Annotated in this window: 15 protein-coding genes; 5 read left to right on the top strand and 10 right to left on the bottom strand. The window is 71.4% G+C overall.

The genetic code is table 11. The features are described 5' to 3' along the window. Positions 1–50: 50 nt before the first annotated feature. Positions 51–1,076: an ATP-dependent 6-phosphofructokinase gene (locus ACI2LW_RS20235; RefSeq protein ID WP_404732577.1), complete on the bottom strand. Its 1,026-nt coding sequence runs from the start codon at positions 1,074–1,076 to the stop codon at positions 51–53. Between the two features lie 201 nt (positions 1,077–1,277). On the opposite strand from ACI2LW_RS20235, the gene pta reads away from it, so the two are divergent. From pta to pyk, 3 genes are all read left to right on the top strand, one after another. Next, the gene (pta, locus tag ACI2LW_RS20230) at positions 1,278–3,362 is read left to right on the top strand and encodes a phosphate acetyltransferase (protein ID WP_404732576.1); all 2,085 of its coding nucleotides are present in this window, start codon (positions 1,278–1,280) and stop codon (positions 3,360–3,362) included. 37 nt (positions 3,363–3,399) lie between these two features. Then, entirely contained in the window at positions 3,400–4,620 is a 1,221-nt protein-coding gene (locus tag ACI2LW_RS20225) for an acetate kinase (RefSeq protein ID WP_404732575.1), read from the top strand. A 98-nt stretch (positions 4,621–4,718) separates the two neighbouring features. After that, on the top strand, positions 4,719–6,149 hold the full coding sequence (gene pyk, locus ACI2LW_RS20220) for a pyruvate kinase (protein ID WP_404732574.1): 1,431 nt from the start codon (positions 4,719–4,721) through the stop codon (positions 6,147–6,149). Positions 6,150–6,269: 120 nt separating this feature from the next. Here the strand turns inward: pyk and ACI2LW_RS20215 are convergent, their stop codons facing one another. The 4 genes from ACI2LW_RS20215 to ACI2LW_RS20200 form a co-directional block, all read right to left on the bottom strand. Then, the gene (locus ACI2LW_RS20215; RefSeq protein ID WP_404732573.1) at positions 6,270–7,709 is read right to left on the bottom strand and encodes a hypothetical protein; all 1,440 of its coding nucleotides are present in this window, start codon (positions 7,707–7,709) and stop codon (positions 6,270–6,272) included. Continuing rightward, positions 7,699–8,274: a DUF6114 domain-containing protein gene (locus tag ACI2LW_RS20210; RefSeq protein ID WP_404732572.1), complete on the bottom strand. Its 576-nt coding sequence runs from the start codon at positions 8,272–8,274 to the stop codon at positions 7,699–7,701. Before ACI2LW_RS20210 ends, ACI2LW_RS20215 begins: the two co-directional genes overlap by 11 nt. Positions 8,275–8,405: 131 nt before the next feature. Then, positions 8,406–9,041 (bottom strand): DUF6230 family protein, encoded by a 636-nt coding sequence (locus ACI2LW_RS20205; RefSeq protein ID WP_404732571.1) that lies wholly within the window; start codon positions 9,039–9,041, stop codon positions 8,406–8,408. Positions 9,042–9,688: 647 nt separating this feature from the next. Next, a complete protein-coding gene (locus tag ACI2LW_RS20200) occupies positions 9,689–10,666 on the bottom strand; it encodes a tetratricopeptide repeat protein (RefSeq protein ID WP_404732570.1) in 978 nt (325 codons plus the stop codon). A gap of 280 nt (positions 10,667–10,946) precedes the next feature. On the opposite strand from ACI2LW_RS20200, the gene ACI2LW_RS20195 reads away from it, so the two are divergent. Beyond that, complete coding sequence (locus ACI2LW_RS20195) at positions 10,947–11,576, top strand: TetR/AcrR family transcriptional regulator (protein WP_404732569.1); 630 nt, start codon at positions 10,947–10,949, stop codon at positions 11,574–11,576. A gap of 482 nt (positions 11,577–12,058) precedes the next feature. Here the strand turns inward: ACI2LW_RS20195 and ACI2LW_RS20190 are convergent, their stop codons facing one another. The 5 genes from ACI2LW_RS20190 to ACI2LW_RS20170 form a co-directional block, all read right to left on the bottom strand. After that, the gene (locus tag ACI2LW_RS20190; RefSeq protein ID WP_404732568.1) at positions 12,059–13,759 is read right to left on the bottom strand and encodes a methylmalonyl-CoA mutase; all 1,701 of its coding nucleotides are present in this window, start codon (positions 13,757–13,759) and stop codon (positions 12,059–12,061) included. A 168-nt stretch (positions 13,760–13,927) separates the two neighbouring features. Next, the gene (locus ACI2LW_RS20185; RefSeq protein ID WP_404732567.1) at positions 13,928–14,266 is read right to left on the bottom strand and encodes a DUF3817 domain-containing protein; all 339 of its coding nucleotides are present in this window, start codon (positions 14,264–14,266) and stop codon (positions 13,928–13,930) included. Positions 14,267–14,323: 57 nt separating this feature from the next. Then, on the bottom strand, positions 14,324–14,833 hold the full coding sequence (locus ACI2LW_RS20180; RefSeq protein WP_404732566.1) for a MarR family winged helix-turn-helix transcriptional regulator: 510 nt from the start codon (positions 14,831–14,833) through the stop codon (positions 14,324–14,326). Positions 14,834–14,945: 112 nt separating this feature from the next. Continuing rightward, a complete protein-coding gene (locus tag ACI2LW_RS20175; protein ID WP_404732565.1) occupies positions 14,946–15,248 on the bottom strand; it encodes an MTH1187 family thiamine-binding protein in 303 nt (100 codons plus the stop codon). Continuing rightward, the gene (locus tag ACI2LW_RS20170; RefSeq protein WP_404732564.1) at positions 15,245–15,589 is read right to left on the bottom strand and encodes a DUF3817 domain-containing protein; all 345 of its coding nucleotides are present in this window, start codon (positions 15,587–15,589) and stop codon (positions 15,245–15,247) included. The genes ACI2LW_RS20175 and ACI2LW_RS20170 overlap by 4 nt, the downstream gene beginning before the upstream one ends. A 208-nt stretch (positions 15,590–15,797) precedes the next feature. Here ACI2LW_RS20170 and ACI2LW_RS20165 point away from each other — a divergent pair, with 208 nt between their 5' ends. Further along, on the top strand, positions 15,798–16,430 hold the full coding sequence (locus ACI2LW_RS20165; protein ID WP_404732592.1) for an AIM24 family protein: 633 nt from the start codon (positions 15,798–15,800) through the stop codon (positions 16,428–16,430).

The following is a 16,430-nucleotide window of genomic DNA, read 5'->3' as shown; positions in this document are numbered from 1 at the left end:
CGGACGCCACCCGCGGGCGGTCGCGCTCGGCGCCGCGCAGGCGCCGTGGCCTAGAAGACCGACTCCGCCTCGTCCATCCGGTCCGTCGGGACCGTCTTCAGTTCGGTGACCGCCTCCGCCAGCGGCACCATCACGATGTCCGTGCCGCGCAGCGCCGTCATCTGGCCGAACGCGCCCCGGTGCGCGCCCTCCACCGCGTGCCAGCCGAAGCGGGTGGCGAGGACGCGGTCGTAGGCGGTGGGGACGCCGCCGCGCTGGACGTGGCCCAGGATGACCGGCTTGGCCTCCTTGCCGAGCCGGCGCTCCAGCTCGTACGCCAGCGCCGTGCCGATGCCCTGGAAGCGCTCGTGGCCGAACTTGTCGATCTCGCCCTTGCCGTAGTCCATGGTGCCGTCGGCCGGATGGGCACCCTCGGCGACGCAGATGACGGCGAACTTCTTGCCGCGGGCGAACCGCTCCTCGACCATCTTGACCAGGTCGGCGGGGTCGAAGGCCCGCTCGGGCAGGCAGATGCCGTGGGCGCCGGCCGCCATGCCGGACTCCAGGGCGATCCAGCCCGCGTGACGGCCCATCACCTCGACGACCATCACGCGCTGGTGGGACTCGGCCGTGGTCTTCAGGCGGTCCATGGCCTCGGTCGCCACGCCGACGGCCGTGTCGAAGCCGAAGGTGCGGTCGGTGGAGGAGATGTCGTTGTCGATGGTCTTCGGCACGCCCACCACCGGCAGACCCGCGTCCGACAGCATGCGGGCCGCCGTCAGGGTGCCCTCGCCGCCGATCGGGATGAGGGCGTCGATGCCGAACTCGTGGATCATGTCGGAGGCGTTCTCGCAGGCCTCCCTCAGCCGGTCGCGCTCCAGGCGCGAGGAGCCGAGGATGGTGCCGCCGCGCGCGAGGATGCCGCTGACAGCGTTGAGGTCCAGGGTCCGGTAGCGCCCGTCGAGCAGGCCCGCGTAACCGTCCTCGAAGCCGATGACCTCGTCGCCGTACGTCGTCACCGCCCGGTGCACCACCGACCGGATCACCGCGTTCAGTCCCGGACAGTCGCCGCCTGCCGTGAGAACTCCGATACGCATCGTCCCTGTGTCTCCTGCCCACTGTTGACCGGTGATCCTGTCCGATTGTTTCACGTCCGGGGCAAGGCCGGGGCTGCGCGGGCGTCTTAGCTACCGGCGGGGGTATTGTCAAGTAGGTTCGCTCACCCCAGCGGGCGATTTTTTTGCAGACGGCAGAGGTCAGTGTCCCCGTGGGACCGCCCGACGGAACGGAGAGTCCGCGTGACCCGCAGTGTGTACGTGACCGGCATCGACCGCGGCGACGGCCGGCAGGTCGTCGAGCTGGGAGTCATGGAGCTCCTGACCCGGCAGGTCGACCGGGTGGGCGTCTTCCGGCCCCTCGTGCACGAGGGGCCGGACCGCCTCTTCGAGCTGCTGCGCGCCCGCTACCGGCTGTCCCAGGACCCGGCCACCGTCTACGGCATGGACTACCGCGAGGCGTCCGCCCTCCAGGCCGAGCAGGGCACGGACGAACTGGTCTCGGCCCTCGTCGACCGTTTCCACCTGGTCGCCCGGGACTACGACGTGGTCCTGGTCCTCGGCACCGACTTCGCCGCCACCCAGCTGCCCGACGAGCTGTCCCTCAACGCGCGCCTGGCCAACGAGTTCGGCGCCTCGGTGCTGCCGGTCGTCGGCGGCCGCAAGCAGTCCGCGGAGTCCGTGCTCGCCGAGACCCGCAACGCCTACCGCGCCTACGACGGGCTCGGCTGCGACGTACTGGCCATGATCACCAACCGGGTGGCCCGGGACGACCGGGACGCGATCGCCGGGCGGCTGGCGGGCCGGCTGCCGGTGCCCTGCTACGTACTGCCCGACGAGCCCGCCCTGTCCGCGCCGACGGTCGCGCAGATCGCCCAGGCGCTGGACGGCAAGGTCCTCCTCGGCGACGACTCCGGGCTGGCCCGCGACGTCCTGGACTTCGTGTTCGGCGGCGCGATGCTGCCGAACCTCCTCAAGGCGCTGACCCCGGGCTGCCTGGTCGTCACCCCCGGCGACCGCGCCGACCTGGTCGTCGGCTCGCTCGCCGCGCACAGCGCCGGCGAGCCGCCGATCGCCGGGGTGCTGCTCACCCTGGACGAGGCGCCCGGCAAGGAGATCCTCGCCCTCGCCGCCCGGCTCGCCCCCGGGACCCCGGTCGTGTCGGTGGCCGGCAACAGCTTCCCCACCGCCGAGCGGCTGTTCTCCCTGGAGGGCAAGCTGAACGCGGCCACCCCGCGCAAGGCGGAGACCGCCCTCGGCCTGTTCGAGCGTCACGTCGACACCGCCGACCTCAGCAAGCGCGTCTCCGCGCCCAGCAGCGACCGCGTCACGCCGATGATGTTCGAGCACCAACTGCTGGAGCAGGCCCGCTCCGACCGGCGGCGGGTGGTCCTGCCCGAGGGCACCGAGGAGCGCGTGCTGCACGCGGCCGAGGTGCTGCTGCGCCGCGGCGTGTGCGACCTGACCCTGCTCGGGCCGGTGGAGGCCATTCGCCGGAAGGCCGCCGACCTCGGCATCGACCTCGCCGGCACCCAGCTGATCGACCCGGCCGTCTCCGAACTGCGCGACTCCTTCGCCGAGCGGTACGCCCGGCTGCGCGCCCACCGCGGCGTCACCGCCGAGCTGGCCTACGACGTGGTCTCCGACGTCAACTACTTCGGCACCCTGATGGTCCAGGAGGGTCTGGCGGACGGCATGGTGTCGGGGTCGGTGCACTCCACGGCCGCGACCATCCGGCCCGCGTTCGAGGTCATCAAGACCCGGCCGGACTCCTCCATCGTCTCGTCCGTCTTCTTCATGTGCCTGGCCGACAAGGTGCTCGTCTACGGCGACTGCGCGGTCAACCCGGACCCGGACGCCGAGCAGCTCGCCGACATCGCCGTGCAGTCGGCGGCCACCGCCGCCCGGTTCGGCGTCGAGCCGCGGATCGCGATGCTGTCGTACTCGACGGGCACCTCCGGCGCGGGCGCCGACGTGGACAAGGTGCGCGAGGCCACCGAGCTGGTGCGGCTGCGCCGGCCGGACCTGATGATCGAGGGCCCGATCCAGTACGACGCCGCCGTGGAGCCGTCGGTCGCCGCGACCAAGCTGCCGGACTCCGAGGTCGCCGGACAGGCCACCGTGCTGATCTTCCCCGACCTGAACACCGGCAACAACACCTACAAGGCCGTGCAGCGCTCGGCCGGCGCGATCGCGGTCGGCCCGGTGCTGCAGGGTCTGCGCAAGCCGGTCAACGACCTGTCCCGCGGGGCCCTGGTGCAGGACATCGTCAACACCGTCGCCATCACGGCGATCCAGGCCCAGACGCCCGACACGCCCGCCCAGTGACCTCCCACTGACCTCCCACAGGAAGCTGCCGACCACCGTGAACGCGACCCGCGTCCTCGTTCTCAACTCCGGCTCCTCGTCGGTGAAGTACCAGCTGATCGACATGCGCGACGCGAGCCGGCTCGCCGTGGGACTGGTCGAGCGCATCGGCGAGCAGACCTCCCGGCTCGGGCACACCTGCGTCGCCTCCGGGAAGACCCGCGAGCAGCACGGCCCCGTCGCCGACCACGACGCCGCGCTGAAGGCCGTCGCCGAGGAGCTGGCCAAGGACGGGCTGGGCCTGGACTCCCCCGAACTGGCCGCGATCGGGCACCGGGTGGTGCACGGCGGGATGTTCTTCACCGAGCCGACCGTCATCGACGAGAGCGTGCTCACCGAGATCGAGCGGCTGATCCCGGTGGCGCCGCTGCACAACCCGGCCAACCTCACCGGCATCCGCACGGCGACGGCGCTGCGCCCCGACCTGCCCCAGGTCGCCGTCTTCGACACGGCGTTCCACACGACGATGCCGGAGTCCGCGGCCCGGTACGCGATCGAGACGAAGCTGGCCGACCGGTTCCGGGTGCGGCGCTACGGCTTCCACGGCACCTCGCACGCCTACGTCTCGCGGGCGACCGCGAAGCTGCTGGGCAGGCGCCCGGAGGACGTCAACGTCATCGTGCTGCACCTGGGCAACGGGGCGTCGGCCTCGGCCGTGCGGGGCGGCAGATGCGTGGACACCTCCATGGGGCTCACCCCGCTGGAGGGGCTGGTGATGGGGACGCGTTCCGGCGACCTCGACCCGGCCGTCGTCTTCCATTTGCAGCGGGTTGCCGGAATGTCCATGGACGAGATCGACACTCTGCTGAACAAGAGGAGCGGTCTGTACGGTCTGTGCGGCGACAACGACATGCGGGAGATCCGGCGCCGGATGGACGAGGGCGACGAGCAGGCGCGGCTCGCCTTCGAGATCTATGTGCACCGGCTGAAGAAGTACATCGGCGCGTATTACGCGGTACTCGGCAGGGTGGACGCGGTCGCCTTCACGGCCGGCGTCGGCGAGAACGCGGACTTCGTGCGCGAGGCCGCCCTGGCCGGCCTGGAGGGGCTGGGCCTGGCGGTGGACACGGCGCGGAACGCGGTGCGCGGCGGCGGAGCCCGGCTGATCTCGCCCGAGGGCGCGCGGGTGGCCGTGGCCGTGGTGCCCACCGACGAGGAAATGGAGATCGCCAGCCAGACCTACGCACTGGTCGGAAAGGACGACGGCGACGACGTCTGAGGAATTCCGGCCGGCACTCGCCTGAGCGGCAAGCCGCCCATGTGTATTTTCCGCCAGACGGAATATTCCGCAGCGAAACAAACCGATAGGATCGCCCCATGCGCCGTTCGAAAATCGTCTGTACTCTCGGCCCCGCGGTCGACTCCCACGAGATGCTCGTCTCGCTGATCGAGGCCGGCATGAATGTGGCTCGGTTCAACTTCAGCCACGGCACCCACTCCGAGCACCAGGGGCGGTACGACCGCGTCCGTGCCGCCGCCAAGGAGACCGGCCGCGCCATCGGCGTCCTCGCCGACCTGCAGGGCCCCAAGATCCGGCTGGAGACCTTCGCCGAGGGCCCGGTCGAGCTGGAGCGCGGTGACGAGTTCACCATCACCACCGAGGACGTCCCGGGCGACAAGCACATCTGCGGCACGACGTACAAGGGCCTGCCGGGCGACGTCTCGCGCGGCGACCAGGTGCTGATCAACGACGGCAACGTCGAGCTGAAGGTCCTGGACGTCGAGGGCCCGCGGGTGCGGACGATCGTCATCGAGGGCGGCGTGGTCTCCGACCACAAGGGCATCAACCTGCCCGGCGCGGCCGTCAACGTGCCCGCGCTGTCCGAGAAGGACGTCGAGGACCTGCGCTTCGCGCTGCGCATGGGCTGCGACATGGTCGCCCTGTCCTTCGTCCGGGACGCCAAGGACGTCGCCGACGTCCACCGGGTCATGGACGAGGAGGGCCGCCGGGTCCCGGTCATCGCCAAGGTGGAGAAGCCGCAGGCGGTGGAGAACATGCGGGACGTCGTGATGGCGTTCGACGGCGTGATGGTGGCCCGCGGCGACCTCGCCGTGGAGTACCCGCTCGAGCGGGTCCCGATGGTGCAGAAGCGGCTCATCGAGCTGTGCCGCCGCAACGCCAAGCCGGTGATCGTGGCGACCCAGATGATGGAGTCGATGATCACCAACTCCCGTCCGACCCGCGCCGAGGCCTCCGACGTGGCCAACGCGATCCTGGACGGCGCCGACGCGGTCATGCTGTCGGCCGAGTCGAGCGTGGGCGCCTATCCGATCGAGACCGTCAAGACGATGTCGAAGATCGTCCAGGCGGCCGAGGAGGAGCTGCTGTCCAAGGGCCTGCAGCCGCTCGTCCCGGGCAAGAAGCCGCGCACGCAGGGCGGTTCGGTGGCCCGTGCCGCCGCCGAGATCGCCGACTTCCTGGGCGGCAAGGGCCTGGTGGCGTTCACCCAGTCCGGGGACACCGCCCGCCGGCTCTCCCGCTACCGCGCCTGCCAGCCGATCCTGGCGTTCACCACGGACGAGTCCACCCGCAACCAGCTCGCGCTGAGCTGGGGCGTGGAGTCGCACGTCGTGCCGTTCGTCGCCAGCACCGACGAGATGGTCGAGCTGGTCGACCAGGAGCTGATCAAGCTCAACCGTTTCGTGCCCGGCGACACCGTGGTCATCACGGCCGGTTCGCCCCCCGGCGTCCCCGGCACCACCAACATGGTCCGCGTCCACCACCTGGGCGGCGGCTCCCGCGACTGACGGCCGGCACCCGGGCTCCCCGCCCGGCGGCGGGCCGTCGTACGGCACCGAGGGGCGCCCCCTGCGCGCAGGGGGCGCCCCTCGGCTGTGTGCGGCTCCCGGACGGGCCTGTGCGCGACCTCAGTCGGTCGTGAACACGTGCATGCCGGGCACGTGCAGATTGCCGCCGAACTGGGCCGCCTGGACCACGTGCACCTTGGTGAAGTAGATCAGCGGGATGTTCAGCGGCGGCGGGTTGTCCGGGTCGAAGGTGATCGGGATCAGCCCGAGCAGGTTGCCCGAGATGCTCTCGGTGTACATCACCGTGTCGCCGCCGGTGATGGTGGACTTCGAGCCCTTGGCCGCCTGCACGTGATAGGTCTTGCCGGCCTGCTTGTCCTTCACCGTCTGGTGCAGGTCGCCGATCTCGGTGCCGCCCGAGATGACGTACTTCAGCACCTTCTTGACGGTGCCGTTGGCGGTGCGGACCTTGACGATGCCCTTGTAGTCGGCGCCCTTGAGCGTCAGCGAGCTGGCGTCCAGGTACCAGGGGTCGTCGGCCAGCGGCACCTTGTTGTCGACGCCGCCCTCGGCGTCGGTGGCCGCCGGGCAGTTCTCCGGGTCCGTGGTGGAGCTCGCGGACGGGCTCGGCGAGGCGGTGGCCGTGGCCGCGTCCACCGTGTCCTTGACCGTCTTCTTGGTGTCCTCCGCCGCCTTGGACGCCGTGCCCGTCACGTCCTTGACGGTGTTTTTGACCGTGTCGGTGACCTTGCCGGTGGTGTCCTTGACGGTGCCGGACGCGCCCGTGCCGGAGGAGCCGCCGCCGGAGCCGTCCTTCGCCGCACTCGCCGTGGGGGAGGCGGAGGGCGAGGGCGTGGCGTCGGTCCCGGACGCGGAGTCGCCGCCCGAGGCCGGTTTGCCGCCGGTCAGGACGGAGCCGACGGTGTCGCCGATGCCGTCGATCGCCTTGCCGACGTTGTCCAGCAGGCCGCCGCCCGAGGTCGCCGACGGCTGCGGCGCGGCCGTGTCGCCGCCGGACGGCTCGGACGCCTTGTCGTCGGCACCTGAATCCGACGAAGAGGTCTTGCCCGAGGAGCCCGAGGAGCCCGAGGTCCCCGAGGAGCCGTCCGAGCCGGACGAACCGGAGGAGTCGGCGGAGGAGGACGCCGAGGGGGCCGGCTCCGGCGAGCCGTCCTTGCCGCCCTTGTCGTCGTCCTTCGTGCCTTCCTTCGTGCCGTCCTTGGTGTCGCCCTTGGTGTCGTCGCTCGCCGAGGCGGACGGCGTGGGCGAGGCCGAGGAACCGTCCTTGTCGGCGTCCAGGGCCGCCACGCAGTCCTTGTACTCGTCGGCCGTCAGGCTCTTGGCGGTCGGCGTGGTGGAGTTGTTGTCGGCCTGGGCGAGCGTCGACGTGAACCCCATCCCCATGAGGACCGCCGTCGGCATCGCCGCCATGGCTATCGCCTTGCCGGCCGGCATGTGGAACCTGGTGAACAGCGGCTTCTTGGGTGCCGCGTGGCGCGGCCCGGTTCTCGCACGGGACTCGTCCACATCAGTCCCGTGGGTCACCTCGTCAGCCGGCACTGTGCCTCCCGTTCGCCCCGTTGGCCGGGCTCGTTCCTGACAGATCGTTCGGCTCGCCCACCCCGTCCGCGTCGGCCGCCTTGCTCAGCGACGTCCCGGTGTCCGGTGCGGTCCCCGCGGGAGCGCCGGCCGGTGCCGGGCGGGCCTCCTCGGCGCCCTCCGGCGCGGGGGCCGCGCCCGGCGCCCAGGCCACGGCCATCGCGCCGCCGATGAGGGCGAACAGGAAGCCGACGACGAAGCCGCCGAAGTTGGACACGGGGATGGACACCAGGCCCAGCAGGATCGCCGCGACGCCCGCGAAGACGCGGACGTGCTTCTGGAACCAGAGGCTGATGCCGAGGACGACGAGCAGCACGCCGATGATCAGGGACCCGGCTCCCGCCGTGGTCGCCATCGCCAGGGTCAGATGGCCGACCTGGAGGTGCGCGTACGGGAAGTACATGATCGGAAAGCCGGCGAGCAGGACGAACAGACCGGCCCAGAACGGACGCGTGCCCCGCCAGGCGCGGAACTGCAGCCTCCGGCGGGTGAACTGGCCGGGTACGGCAGGAGTCTCGGCGCTCATGGAAAACAGCTCCCTGGTACGGCGTTGCTGTGGTGAGGGTGGTACTTGGATGGTGTGGGGGGTGTGTGAAGCCGTGGGCGGAGTGGAACGGGCGGGGGCGCCGTCCGGCTCCCCCGCCCGTCACCGAGTGCTCAGTAGCACTCCTTGGCCTCCGTCGACAGCGACATCTTCAGGCCGCTGAGCTTGAAGGTTCCGGCGGTGGTCGCCCACGCCGTCTGCTTCACGCCGGTCAGCGTGGCCGAGTCGGCCTGCTGGGCGAACCCGTAGGGGTTGGCCTGCTCGCCGCCGCCCTTCATGCCCGGACCCTTGCTGGCGTCCTTGGCCGCAACACCGATGTCGATGTTGTTGAAGGTGGCGTCGGCGTTGAGGTCGGCGACGTCGATGTAGAGGTTGTCGGCCTCGACCGCCTTGTCACCGCCGCCGGCCTTCAGGATCAGGCTGACCGATCCGAAGAACGGGACGTTCGGGGTGACGACGGACTGGCACAGGTTGTTGATCTTGGCGCTCTTGAACGCCGAGACCGCGACCGGGTGGGCCGTCTTCTTGCCGTCGAGGGTGTACCCCGAGTCGATCGCGCCGTACTGGGCGAAGCCACTGCCGACGAGCTTGTCGGCCGACACCTTGAACGACTGGCCGGACACGCTGAAGGACGCGGCGAGAGCGCCCTGCGCCAGCGCGACACCTATCGCTGCCGTCGCGGCGACGCTGGGCACCATGACCACAGCGAACCGCTTCCATCTGGTCCCGCCACGCACCTGGGACTCCATATTTCCTCCTTCTCGGACGTACATCTCCTGGCCTCGGCTCGCCCCCGTGTCGGCGGCTCAGCCGGGCAGGGATGGGAGAAGTGCTACGTCCTCGGGAAGGAGAGCGCCCGCGCTCGGCGGCGCGTAACGCGCCCGAATCACCGGCGATCACCCCCGAGCGACAACCACTGGTCGCGCCTGACACGCATCACGCACAACCCTGCTGGACAGGCTTCGCCGTGCGGCGAAGACCCCCCTGCCCAAGAGCCGGCGCCACTGCCGCCGGCCCTGCTCGGTGGGGACCCAGACACCCCGCGGCCCAACCGGCTGTCGAGCTACGGGAATGGACCGAGCGTGGCCGATCGTGGTGCATTCTCGCCGCCCGCACAAGGGGGTTCGTTACTCGCTAGTAACGGCCGGATAACCGTGATACGACTCGCCGGTCTCGAACGGCGACGCTCGGTGGCAGCCGGGGGGAGGACAAACCCGTTGATCCTTGGACGGAAACGGGCAGAAGAAGGGCCCCGACTTACTCCCAGTAACAGCGGCCGCGATTACCAAGATTTGGCAAAGCGCGGCCGCCTCGACGTCTCGTCGGCCAATGTTTCACTCGGGCATCACACCGCCCGACGTTTAGCGACTGGTCAGCAGACGGGCTCGCGCCCGGCTCAGAACAGCGCGCGCGCCAGCGCTCTGCGCGCCGTGGCCACCCTGGGGTCCTCCGCCCCGACGACCTCGAACAGCTCCAGCAGCCGCAGGCGCGCCGCCTCGCGGTCGTCGCCGGCGGTGCGCCGCACCGTGTCGATCAGCCGGCCGAAGGCGTCCTCCACGTGCCCGCCCACCAGGTCCAGGTCGGCGGCCGCGATCTGCGCCGTCACGTCGGCCGGGTCCGCGGCCGCCCGCTCGCGCACCTGCTGGGGGTCCATCTCCCGTACCCGCTGGAGCAGTTCGGCCTGGGCGAGGCCCAGCTTGGCCTCGGGGTGGGCCGGGTCCTCGGCGAGGACGTTCTTGTACGCCTGGACCGCGCCGGGCAGGTCGCCGGCGTCCAGCGCCTGCGCGGCGGCGTTCAGCAGCGCGTCGTAGGGGCCCTCGGGGGCCTGCGGGCCGGCGGCCGGGCGGCCGCCCGGCTCCGCCTCCGGGTCGACGGTCAGACCGGTCAGGCCGAAGCGCTGCTCGGCCACCTGCACGAGCTGATCCAGCGTCTGGCGGATCTGCGTCTCGCCGGCCGCGCCCTGGAACAGGGGCAGCGCCTGGCCCGCGACGACCGCGAAGACGGCCGGGATCCCCTGGATCCCGAACTGCTGCATCAGCAGCTGGTTGGCGTCCACGTCGATCTTGGCGAGGAGGAAGCGCCCGTTGTACTCGACGGCCAGCCGCTCCAGGACCGGGCTCAGCTGTTTGCAGGGCTGACACCACTCGGCCCAGAAGTCGATGACGACGGGGACTTCGGCGGACCGCTGCAGGACGTCCCGCTCGAATCCGGCCTCGTCGACGTCGATGACGAGATCCGCCGGGGAGATCGCCCCCGCTCCGCCCTCCCGGGCCGCTTGGGCGCGCGCCTGTTCCGCCTTGGCCTTGGCCTCCTGGGCCGCCTTCACCGCGGCGAGGTCGACGACACCGCTCATGGACATGTTCCGTGGCTGCATGCGTCTATCCTCCCCCGTTCTGCGCGCGCATGTGAAAACCGCTTGAAAGCCGGACGTCCGGGCCGTGTCGTGGGCCGGGCCGCCGGCAGTGGGCGCCGGGTCCCCACCGGGCGCCCCGTCATGCCGTTCGCGTGTTGCTGTGTGGTCATCGCTCGGGCGCGGGCCGGATCGCCCGCGCTTTCGCTACGACCCGTAGCGTAATGGCACCGGGTGCCCCGGCGAAACCACAACCCGGTGATCTCCCTCACGACTTCACAGAACGGCCGGTTATGGTCGGGGAATGCAGAGCCGCACCGCACCCGCGCGCGCCGGCCGGCCGCGCAGCGCCGCCGCGGACGCGGCGATCCTGGCCGCCACCCGGGCGGCGCTGGTGGAGCTGGGCTGGTCCAAGCTCACCCTCGGGGACGTGGCCACCCGGGCCGGGGTCGCGAAGACCACGCTGTACCGCCGCTGGGCGGGCAAGAACGAGCTGGTGGTGGACGCGGTGGCCGAGCTCTTCGACGAGCTCACGCTTCCCGACCGCGGCAGCCTGGCCGCGGACATCGAGGGCGTGGTGCTGCAGTTCGCGGCGATCCTCGCCCGCCCCGAGGCCAGGAGCGGGCTGATGGCGGTGGTCGCGGAGTCGACCCGCGACGAGGCGCTGCGGGAACGTATCCGCACCTCGATCGTGGACCGCCAGAAGCGGCTGGTCCTCCAGGGCCGCGCCCGCGCCGAGGCCCGCGGCGAGCTCCCCCCGCTGCCGGACCCCGGGGAGGCCGCCCGCACGGTCGACCTGATCTTCGACGTGGTGGCGGGCGCGGTGGTGCACCGCACGCTGGTCAGCGCGGAACCGGCGGACGAGGACTGGGTACGCGCCTTCACCCGCGTCCTGCTGAACGGCCTGTCCGCGAGCGACTCGGCCAACCCCTGAGACCCGGCCCACCCAGCCCCGGACGGGACCCCGACAGGAGGACATCCGCCCGGGAGGGCCGCCCGGCCCGGGAGGTCGGCCGCACAGGAAGGCCGTCTGGCCGGGAGGGCCGTCTGGCCGGGCAGGTCGGCCGCACGGGAGGACATCCGCCGGGAGGGACGCCCGGCCCGGGGGCGGCAGGAGCGCGGCCAGCGGCCCGGGGCGGCCGGGGCCACCGGCGAACAGCCGCAGGCAACCGGCGGAGGGCCGGCCCGGGCGAGAGCCGCGAGGCGACAGCCGGACGGCCGGGAAGCCACCGGCAACAGCCGACAGCCGCCGGCGGACGGCAACAGCCAGACAGCGACCCGCTACCGGCGGACGGCCGGGAAGCCACCGGCGACGGCCGGTGGCGGCAGCCGGACGGCGGACGGCGGACGGCGGACGGCGGCAGTCTGTGGGTGGGGCGGGCCGGGGCCGATCGGGCCGGGGCCCGCTTTCGGGGTTCAGAATCCCGCGGGTTCGGTGTACACACCCCACTCGTCCCGCAGCGCCCCGCAGATCTCGCCCAGCGTGGCTTCCGCCCGGACGGCATCGAGCATCGGCTCGATCATGTTGGAGCCGTCCCGCGCGGCCGCCAGCATGGCGTCCAGGGCGGTCCGTACCAGGCGCTCGTCGCGTCCGGCCCGGCGCCGGGAGAGCTCCCGCACCTGCTCCCGCTCCACCTCGTGGCTGACCCGCAGGATCTCCAGGTCGCCGGTCACCGACCCGGTGTGGACGTTGACGCCGACGACCTTCTTGTCGCCCTTCTCCAGCGCCTGCTGGTAGCGGAACGCCGACTCCGCGATCTCGCCGGTGAACCAGCCGTCCTCGATCCCGCGCAGGATCCCGGAGGTGATCGGCCCGATCGGGTGACGTCCGTCCGGGTGGGCCCGCAGCCCCCGCTCCTTGATCTGCTCGAAGATCTTCTCCGCGTCCGCCTCGATCCGGTCCGTCAGCTGCTCGACGTACCACGAACCGCCCAGCGGGTCGGCGACGTTGGCGACCCCGGTCTCCTCCATCAGCACCTGCTGCGTGCGCAGCGCGATCTCCGCGGCCTGCTCGCTGGGGAGCGCCAGGGTCTCGTCGAGGGCGTTGGTGTGCAGCGAGTTGGTGCCGCCGAGCACCGCCGCGAGCGCCTCGACGGCCGTGCGCACGACGTTGTTGTACGGCTGCTGCGCGGTGAGCGAGACGCCGGCCGTCTGGGTGTGGAAGCGCAGCCACTGCGCCTTGTCCGACGTCGCGCCGTAGACGTCGCGCATCCAGCGGGCCCAGATCCGGCGTGCCGCGCGGAACTTGGCGATCTCCTCGAAGAAGTCGACGTGCGCGTCGAAGAAGAAGGACAGGCCGGGCGCGAACACGTCCACGTCCAGTCCGCGGCTGAGCCCGAGCTCCACGTAGCCGAAGCCGTCGGCGAGCGTGTACGCCAGCTCCTGCGCGGCCGTGGCCCCGGCCTCGCGGATGTGGTAGCCGGACACCGACAGCGGCTTGTACGCGGGGATGCGCGCCGCGCAGTGCTCCATCAGGTCGCCGATCAGGCGCAGGTGCGGCTCGGGCTGGAAGAGCCACTCCTTCTGGGCGATGTACTCCTTGAAGATGTCCGTCTGGAGCGTGCCGTTCAGCACGGCGGGGTCCACGCCCTGCCGCTCCGCGGCCACCAGGTACATGCAGAACGCCGGGACGGCCGGCCCGCTGATGGTCATGGACGTGGTGACGTCACCGAGCGGGATGTCCTTGAACAGGACCTCCATGTCCGCCGCCGAGTCGATCGCCACCCCGCAGTGCCCGACCTCGCCCAGCGACCGCGGGTCGTCGGAGTCCCGGCCCATCAGTGTGGGCATGTCGAAGGCGACCGAGAGCCCGCCTCCGCCGTTGCGGAGGATCATCTTGTAGCGCTCGTTGGTCTGCTCGGCGTTGCCGAACCCGGCGAACTGCCGGATGGTCCAGGTGCGCCCTCGGTAGCCGGTCGGGTACAGGCCGCGGGTGAAGGGGTACTCCCCCGGCCAGCCGATCCGTTCGAACCCCTCGTAGGCGTCGCCCGGCCGGGGGCCGTACACCGGCTCCACGGGGTCGCCGGAGAGCGTGGTGAAGTCTGCGTCGCGCTTGCGCGCGGCGTCGTACCGGGCCTGCCAGCGACGGCGGCCCTCCTCGATGGCGTCAGCGTCCATGCTTCGAATTTACTAGGACGTCCAAGTAATTGTCGACGGCTGACCGCCGCGGGCCCTCCCGCGGCGGTGAAGGTCACAAGCCCTCGCGCGCGCCGCGCGGGGCCGCCGCGCGGGGCCGCCGCGCGGGGCCGCCGCGCGGGGCCGCCGCGCGGGGCCGCCGCGCGGCCGTCAGGCCTCGGCGACCGCGGGCGAGGCGTCCTGGACCCTGGCCCCGAGCTCGTGCGAGACCTTGCGCTCCACGAAGAAGGCGGCGGTCGGAATGGTTCCCGCCAGCAGCACCCACAGCTGCTTGCCGACCGGCCACTTGGCCTTGGAGCCCAGGTCGAAGGCGAAGACCAGGTAGATCACGTAGAGCCAGCCGTGCGCGATGCCCACGACGCGCGTGAAGTCCGCCGCGCCGTCGATGTCGAGCACGTACTTGGCGATCACGCCGAGGGTCAGCAGGACCAGCAGCACACCGGTGACGTAGGCCATGACGCGGTAGCGGGTCAGCACGCTCTTCTTCATGCCGTCGAGCGTAACCGCCCGTTCCGGGAGATCTTGTCCCGGGTCGCCCGCGGGTCCTCAGTCCTCTTCGAAGTCGTGGGCGGCGATGCGCAGCGGGCGGAGCATGGCGAAGATCTCCCCGCACTCCTCGGCGTCGTAGGCGCTCAGGCCGAAGTCCATGGCCATCAGGTCGCGGGTGGCCGCGTCGACGACCTCGCGGCCCTTGTCGGTGATGACGGCGAGTGTTCCGCGCCCGTCGTTGGGGTTGGGCCGCTTGGCCACCAGGCCCGATTTGACCAGGCGGTCCACCGTGTTGGTCACGGAGGTGGGGTGCACCATCAGCCGCTCGCCGATCTTGGACATCGGCAGCTCGCCGGCCTTGGAGAAGGTCAGCAGCACCAGCGCCTCGTAGCGCGCGAACGTCAGTCCGTACGGCTTGACCACCGCGTCCACCTCGGCCAGGAGGATCTGGTGGGCGCGCATGATCGAGGTGATGGCCGCCATGGACGGCACGCTGCCCCAGCGCTGCTTCCAGAGCTCGTCGGCACGGGCGATGGGGTCGAAGGGGAGACTGAGGGGCTTCGGCACGGCACCAGACCCTACCGGTCGGTCATATCGTGGTCAGCCCCGTCTCGCCCTTCGGTCCGGAGGGTGGACGCGAGGGCGGGTGCGGGGGCGGGCGCGAGGCGCCCCCGCATGCCTACTCCCCCCGCTGGGCCAGGTACCTCTCGACCGTCTCCACCTTGGAGGTGAGACCGTCCGTCACGCCGGGGCGGATGTCCGCCTTGAGGACCAGGGAGACGCGCGGCGCACGGGCCTCCACCGCGGCCACGGCGCGCCTGACCACGTCCATGACCTCGTCCCACTCCCCCTCGACGGAGGTGAACATCGCGTCGGTGCGGTGGGGCAGGCCGGAGTCCCGTACGACACGGACCGCGTCGGCGACGTACTCCCCCACGTCCTCGCCGACGCCGAGCGGCGTCACGGAGAAGGCGACGATCATGCGTTCACGACCCCCTCGCGGCGGGCGCGGGAGGCGATCACCGCGTCCTCGGCCTCCCGCTTGAGCCTGCGCTCGGCGAAGAAGCCGCCGGTGGGCAGGACCGAGAGGACGAAGTACAGCGCGGCGGTCTTCAGCGGCCACTTCGTGCGGTTCCAGGCGTCGGCCCAGAAGAGGACGTACAGGACGAACAGGAGGCCGTGGATCGAGCCCATCACCGGCACCGCGTTGAAGTCCGTGGTCCGCTTCAGGACCGAGCAGACCAGCAGGAGGATGAAGGACACCGCCTCGGGGGCGGAGACCAGGCGGAGGCGGCGGAGTGCGGTGGCGGTCTTGATGTCCACGGGTCACCTTCGGGTCGGGGAGGTTCCGGCGGGCGCCGGCTGCTTGTGAATGCGGGCACAAACGTCGGCTCCATTGTGGCAAACCCGCGGCCGTGACCCGGTGGGGGGTGGACCGCGGGTCGCCCTTCTCGGGGTGCGGTCGGGGTGTTTCTCCACCCGTGGGACCTGTCGGCGCCGCCTCCACCCCGCTACCTTTCGCTGCGTGGCGATGTTCCGACTTCAGGGAAGCAAGGTGCTCGCCGTCGACATGACCGGGGACGCCGTCAAGGCGAAGAACGGCTCGATGGTCGCGTACGACGGGCAGATGGCCTTCAAGAAGCTGACCGGTGGCGGTGAGGGTCTCCGGGGGATGGTGACCCGGCGGCTCACCGGTGAGCAGATGACCGTGATGGAGGTGCGCGGGCAGGGGACCTGCTGGTTCGCCGACCGCGCCAGTGAGATCAACCTGGTACGGCTCCAGGGCGAGAAGCTCTTCGTGGAGTCGAGCAATCTGCTGGCGGCGGACGCCGGGCTGCGGACGGGGACGACGTTCACCGGGCTGCGCGGCGCCTCGCAGGGCAACGGGCTGTTCACCACCACCGTCGAGGGGCACGGGCAGGCGGCCCTCCTCTCGGACGGGCCGGCCGTGGTGCTCAGGGTCAGCCCGCAGTACCCGCTGATCGTCGACCCGGGGGCGTACATCGCCCACCAGGGCAATGTGCGGCAGTCCTTCCAGTCCGGGGTGACCTTCCGCACGTTCCTCGGGGAGGGCGGCGGGGAGGCCTTCCAGATCCGGTTCGAGGGGGACGGGCTGGTGTACGTGCAGCCGAGCGAGCGGAACACCATCGCGGGGGATGTGTGA

This window comes from Streptomyces sp. NPDC004065, from assembly GCF_044903565.1.
Lineage (GTDB): Bacteria > Actinomycetota > Actinomycetes > Streptomycetales > Streptomycetaceae > Streptomyces.
Note: the sequence above shows the minus strand (reverse complement) of the source record. Positions and strands in the feature narration are given on the sequence as shown.

Bases quoted from the DNA above. Each gene is read 5' to 3' on its own strand.
- ACI2LW_RS20235 (WP_404732577.1), bottom strand. From the start codon at position 1,076: ATGCGTATCGGAGTTCTCACGGCAGGCGGCGACTGTCCGGGACTGAAC.
- pyk (WP_404732574.1), top strand. From the start codon at position 4,719: ATGCGCCGTTCGAAAATCGTCTGTACTCTCGGCCCCGCGGTCGACTCC.
- ACI2LW_RS20210 (WP_404732572.1), bottom strand. From the start codon at position 8,274: ATGAGCGCCGAGACTCCTGCCGTACCCGGCCAGTTCACCCGCCGGAGG.
- ACI2LW_RS20205 (WP_404732571.1), bottom strand. From the start codon at position 9,041: ATGGAGTCCCAGGTGCGTGGCGGGACCAGATGGAAGCGGTTCGCTGTG.
- ACI2LW_RS20200 (WP_404732570.1), bottom strand. From the start codon at position 10,666: ATGCAGCCACGGAACATGTCCATGAGCGGTGTCGTCGACCTCGCCGCG.
- ACI2LW_RS20195 (WP_404732569.1), top strand. From the start codon at position 10,947: ATGCAGAGCCGCACCGCACCCGCGCGCGCCGGCCGGCCGCGCAGCGCC.
- ACI2LW_RS20190 (WP_404732568.1), bottom strand. From the start codon at position 13,759: ATGGACGCTGACGCCATCGAGGAGGGCCGCCGTCGCTGGCAGGCCCGG.
- ACI2LW_RS20185 (WP_404732567.1), bottom strand. From the start codon at position 14,266: ATGAAGAAGAGCGTGCTGACCCGCTACCGCGTCATGGCCTACGTCACC.
- ACI2LW_RS20175 (WP_404732565.1), bottom strand. From the start codon at position 15,248: ATGATCGTCGCCTTCTCCGTGACGCCGCTCGGCGTCGGCGAGGACGTG.
- ACI2LW_RS20165 (WP_404732592.1), top strand. From the start codon at position 15,798: ATGTTCCGACTTCAGGGAAGCAAGGTGCTCGCCGTCGACATGACCGGG.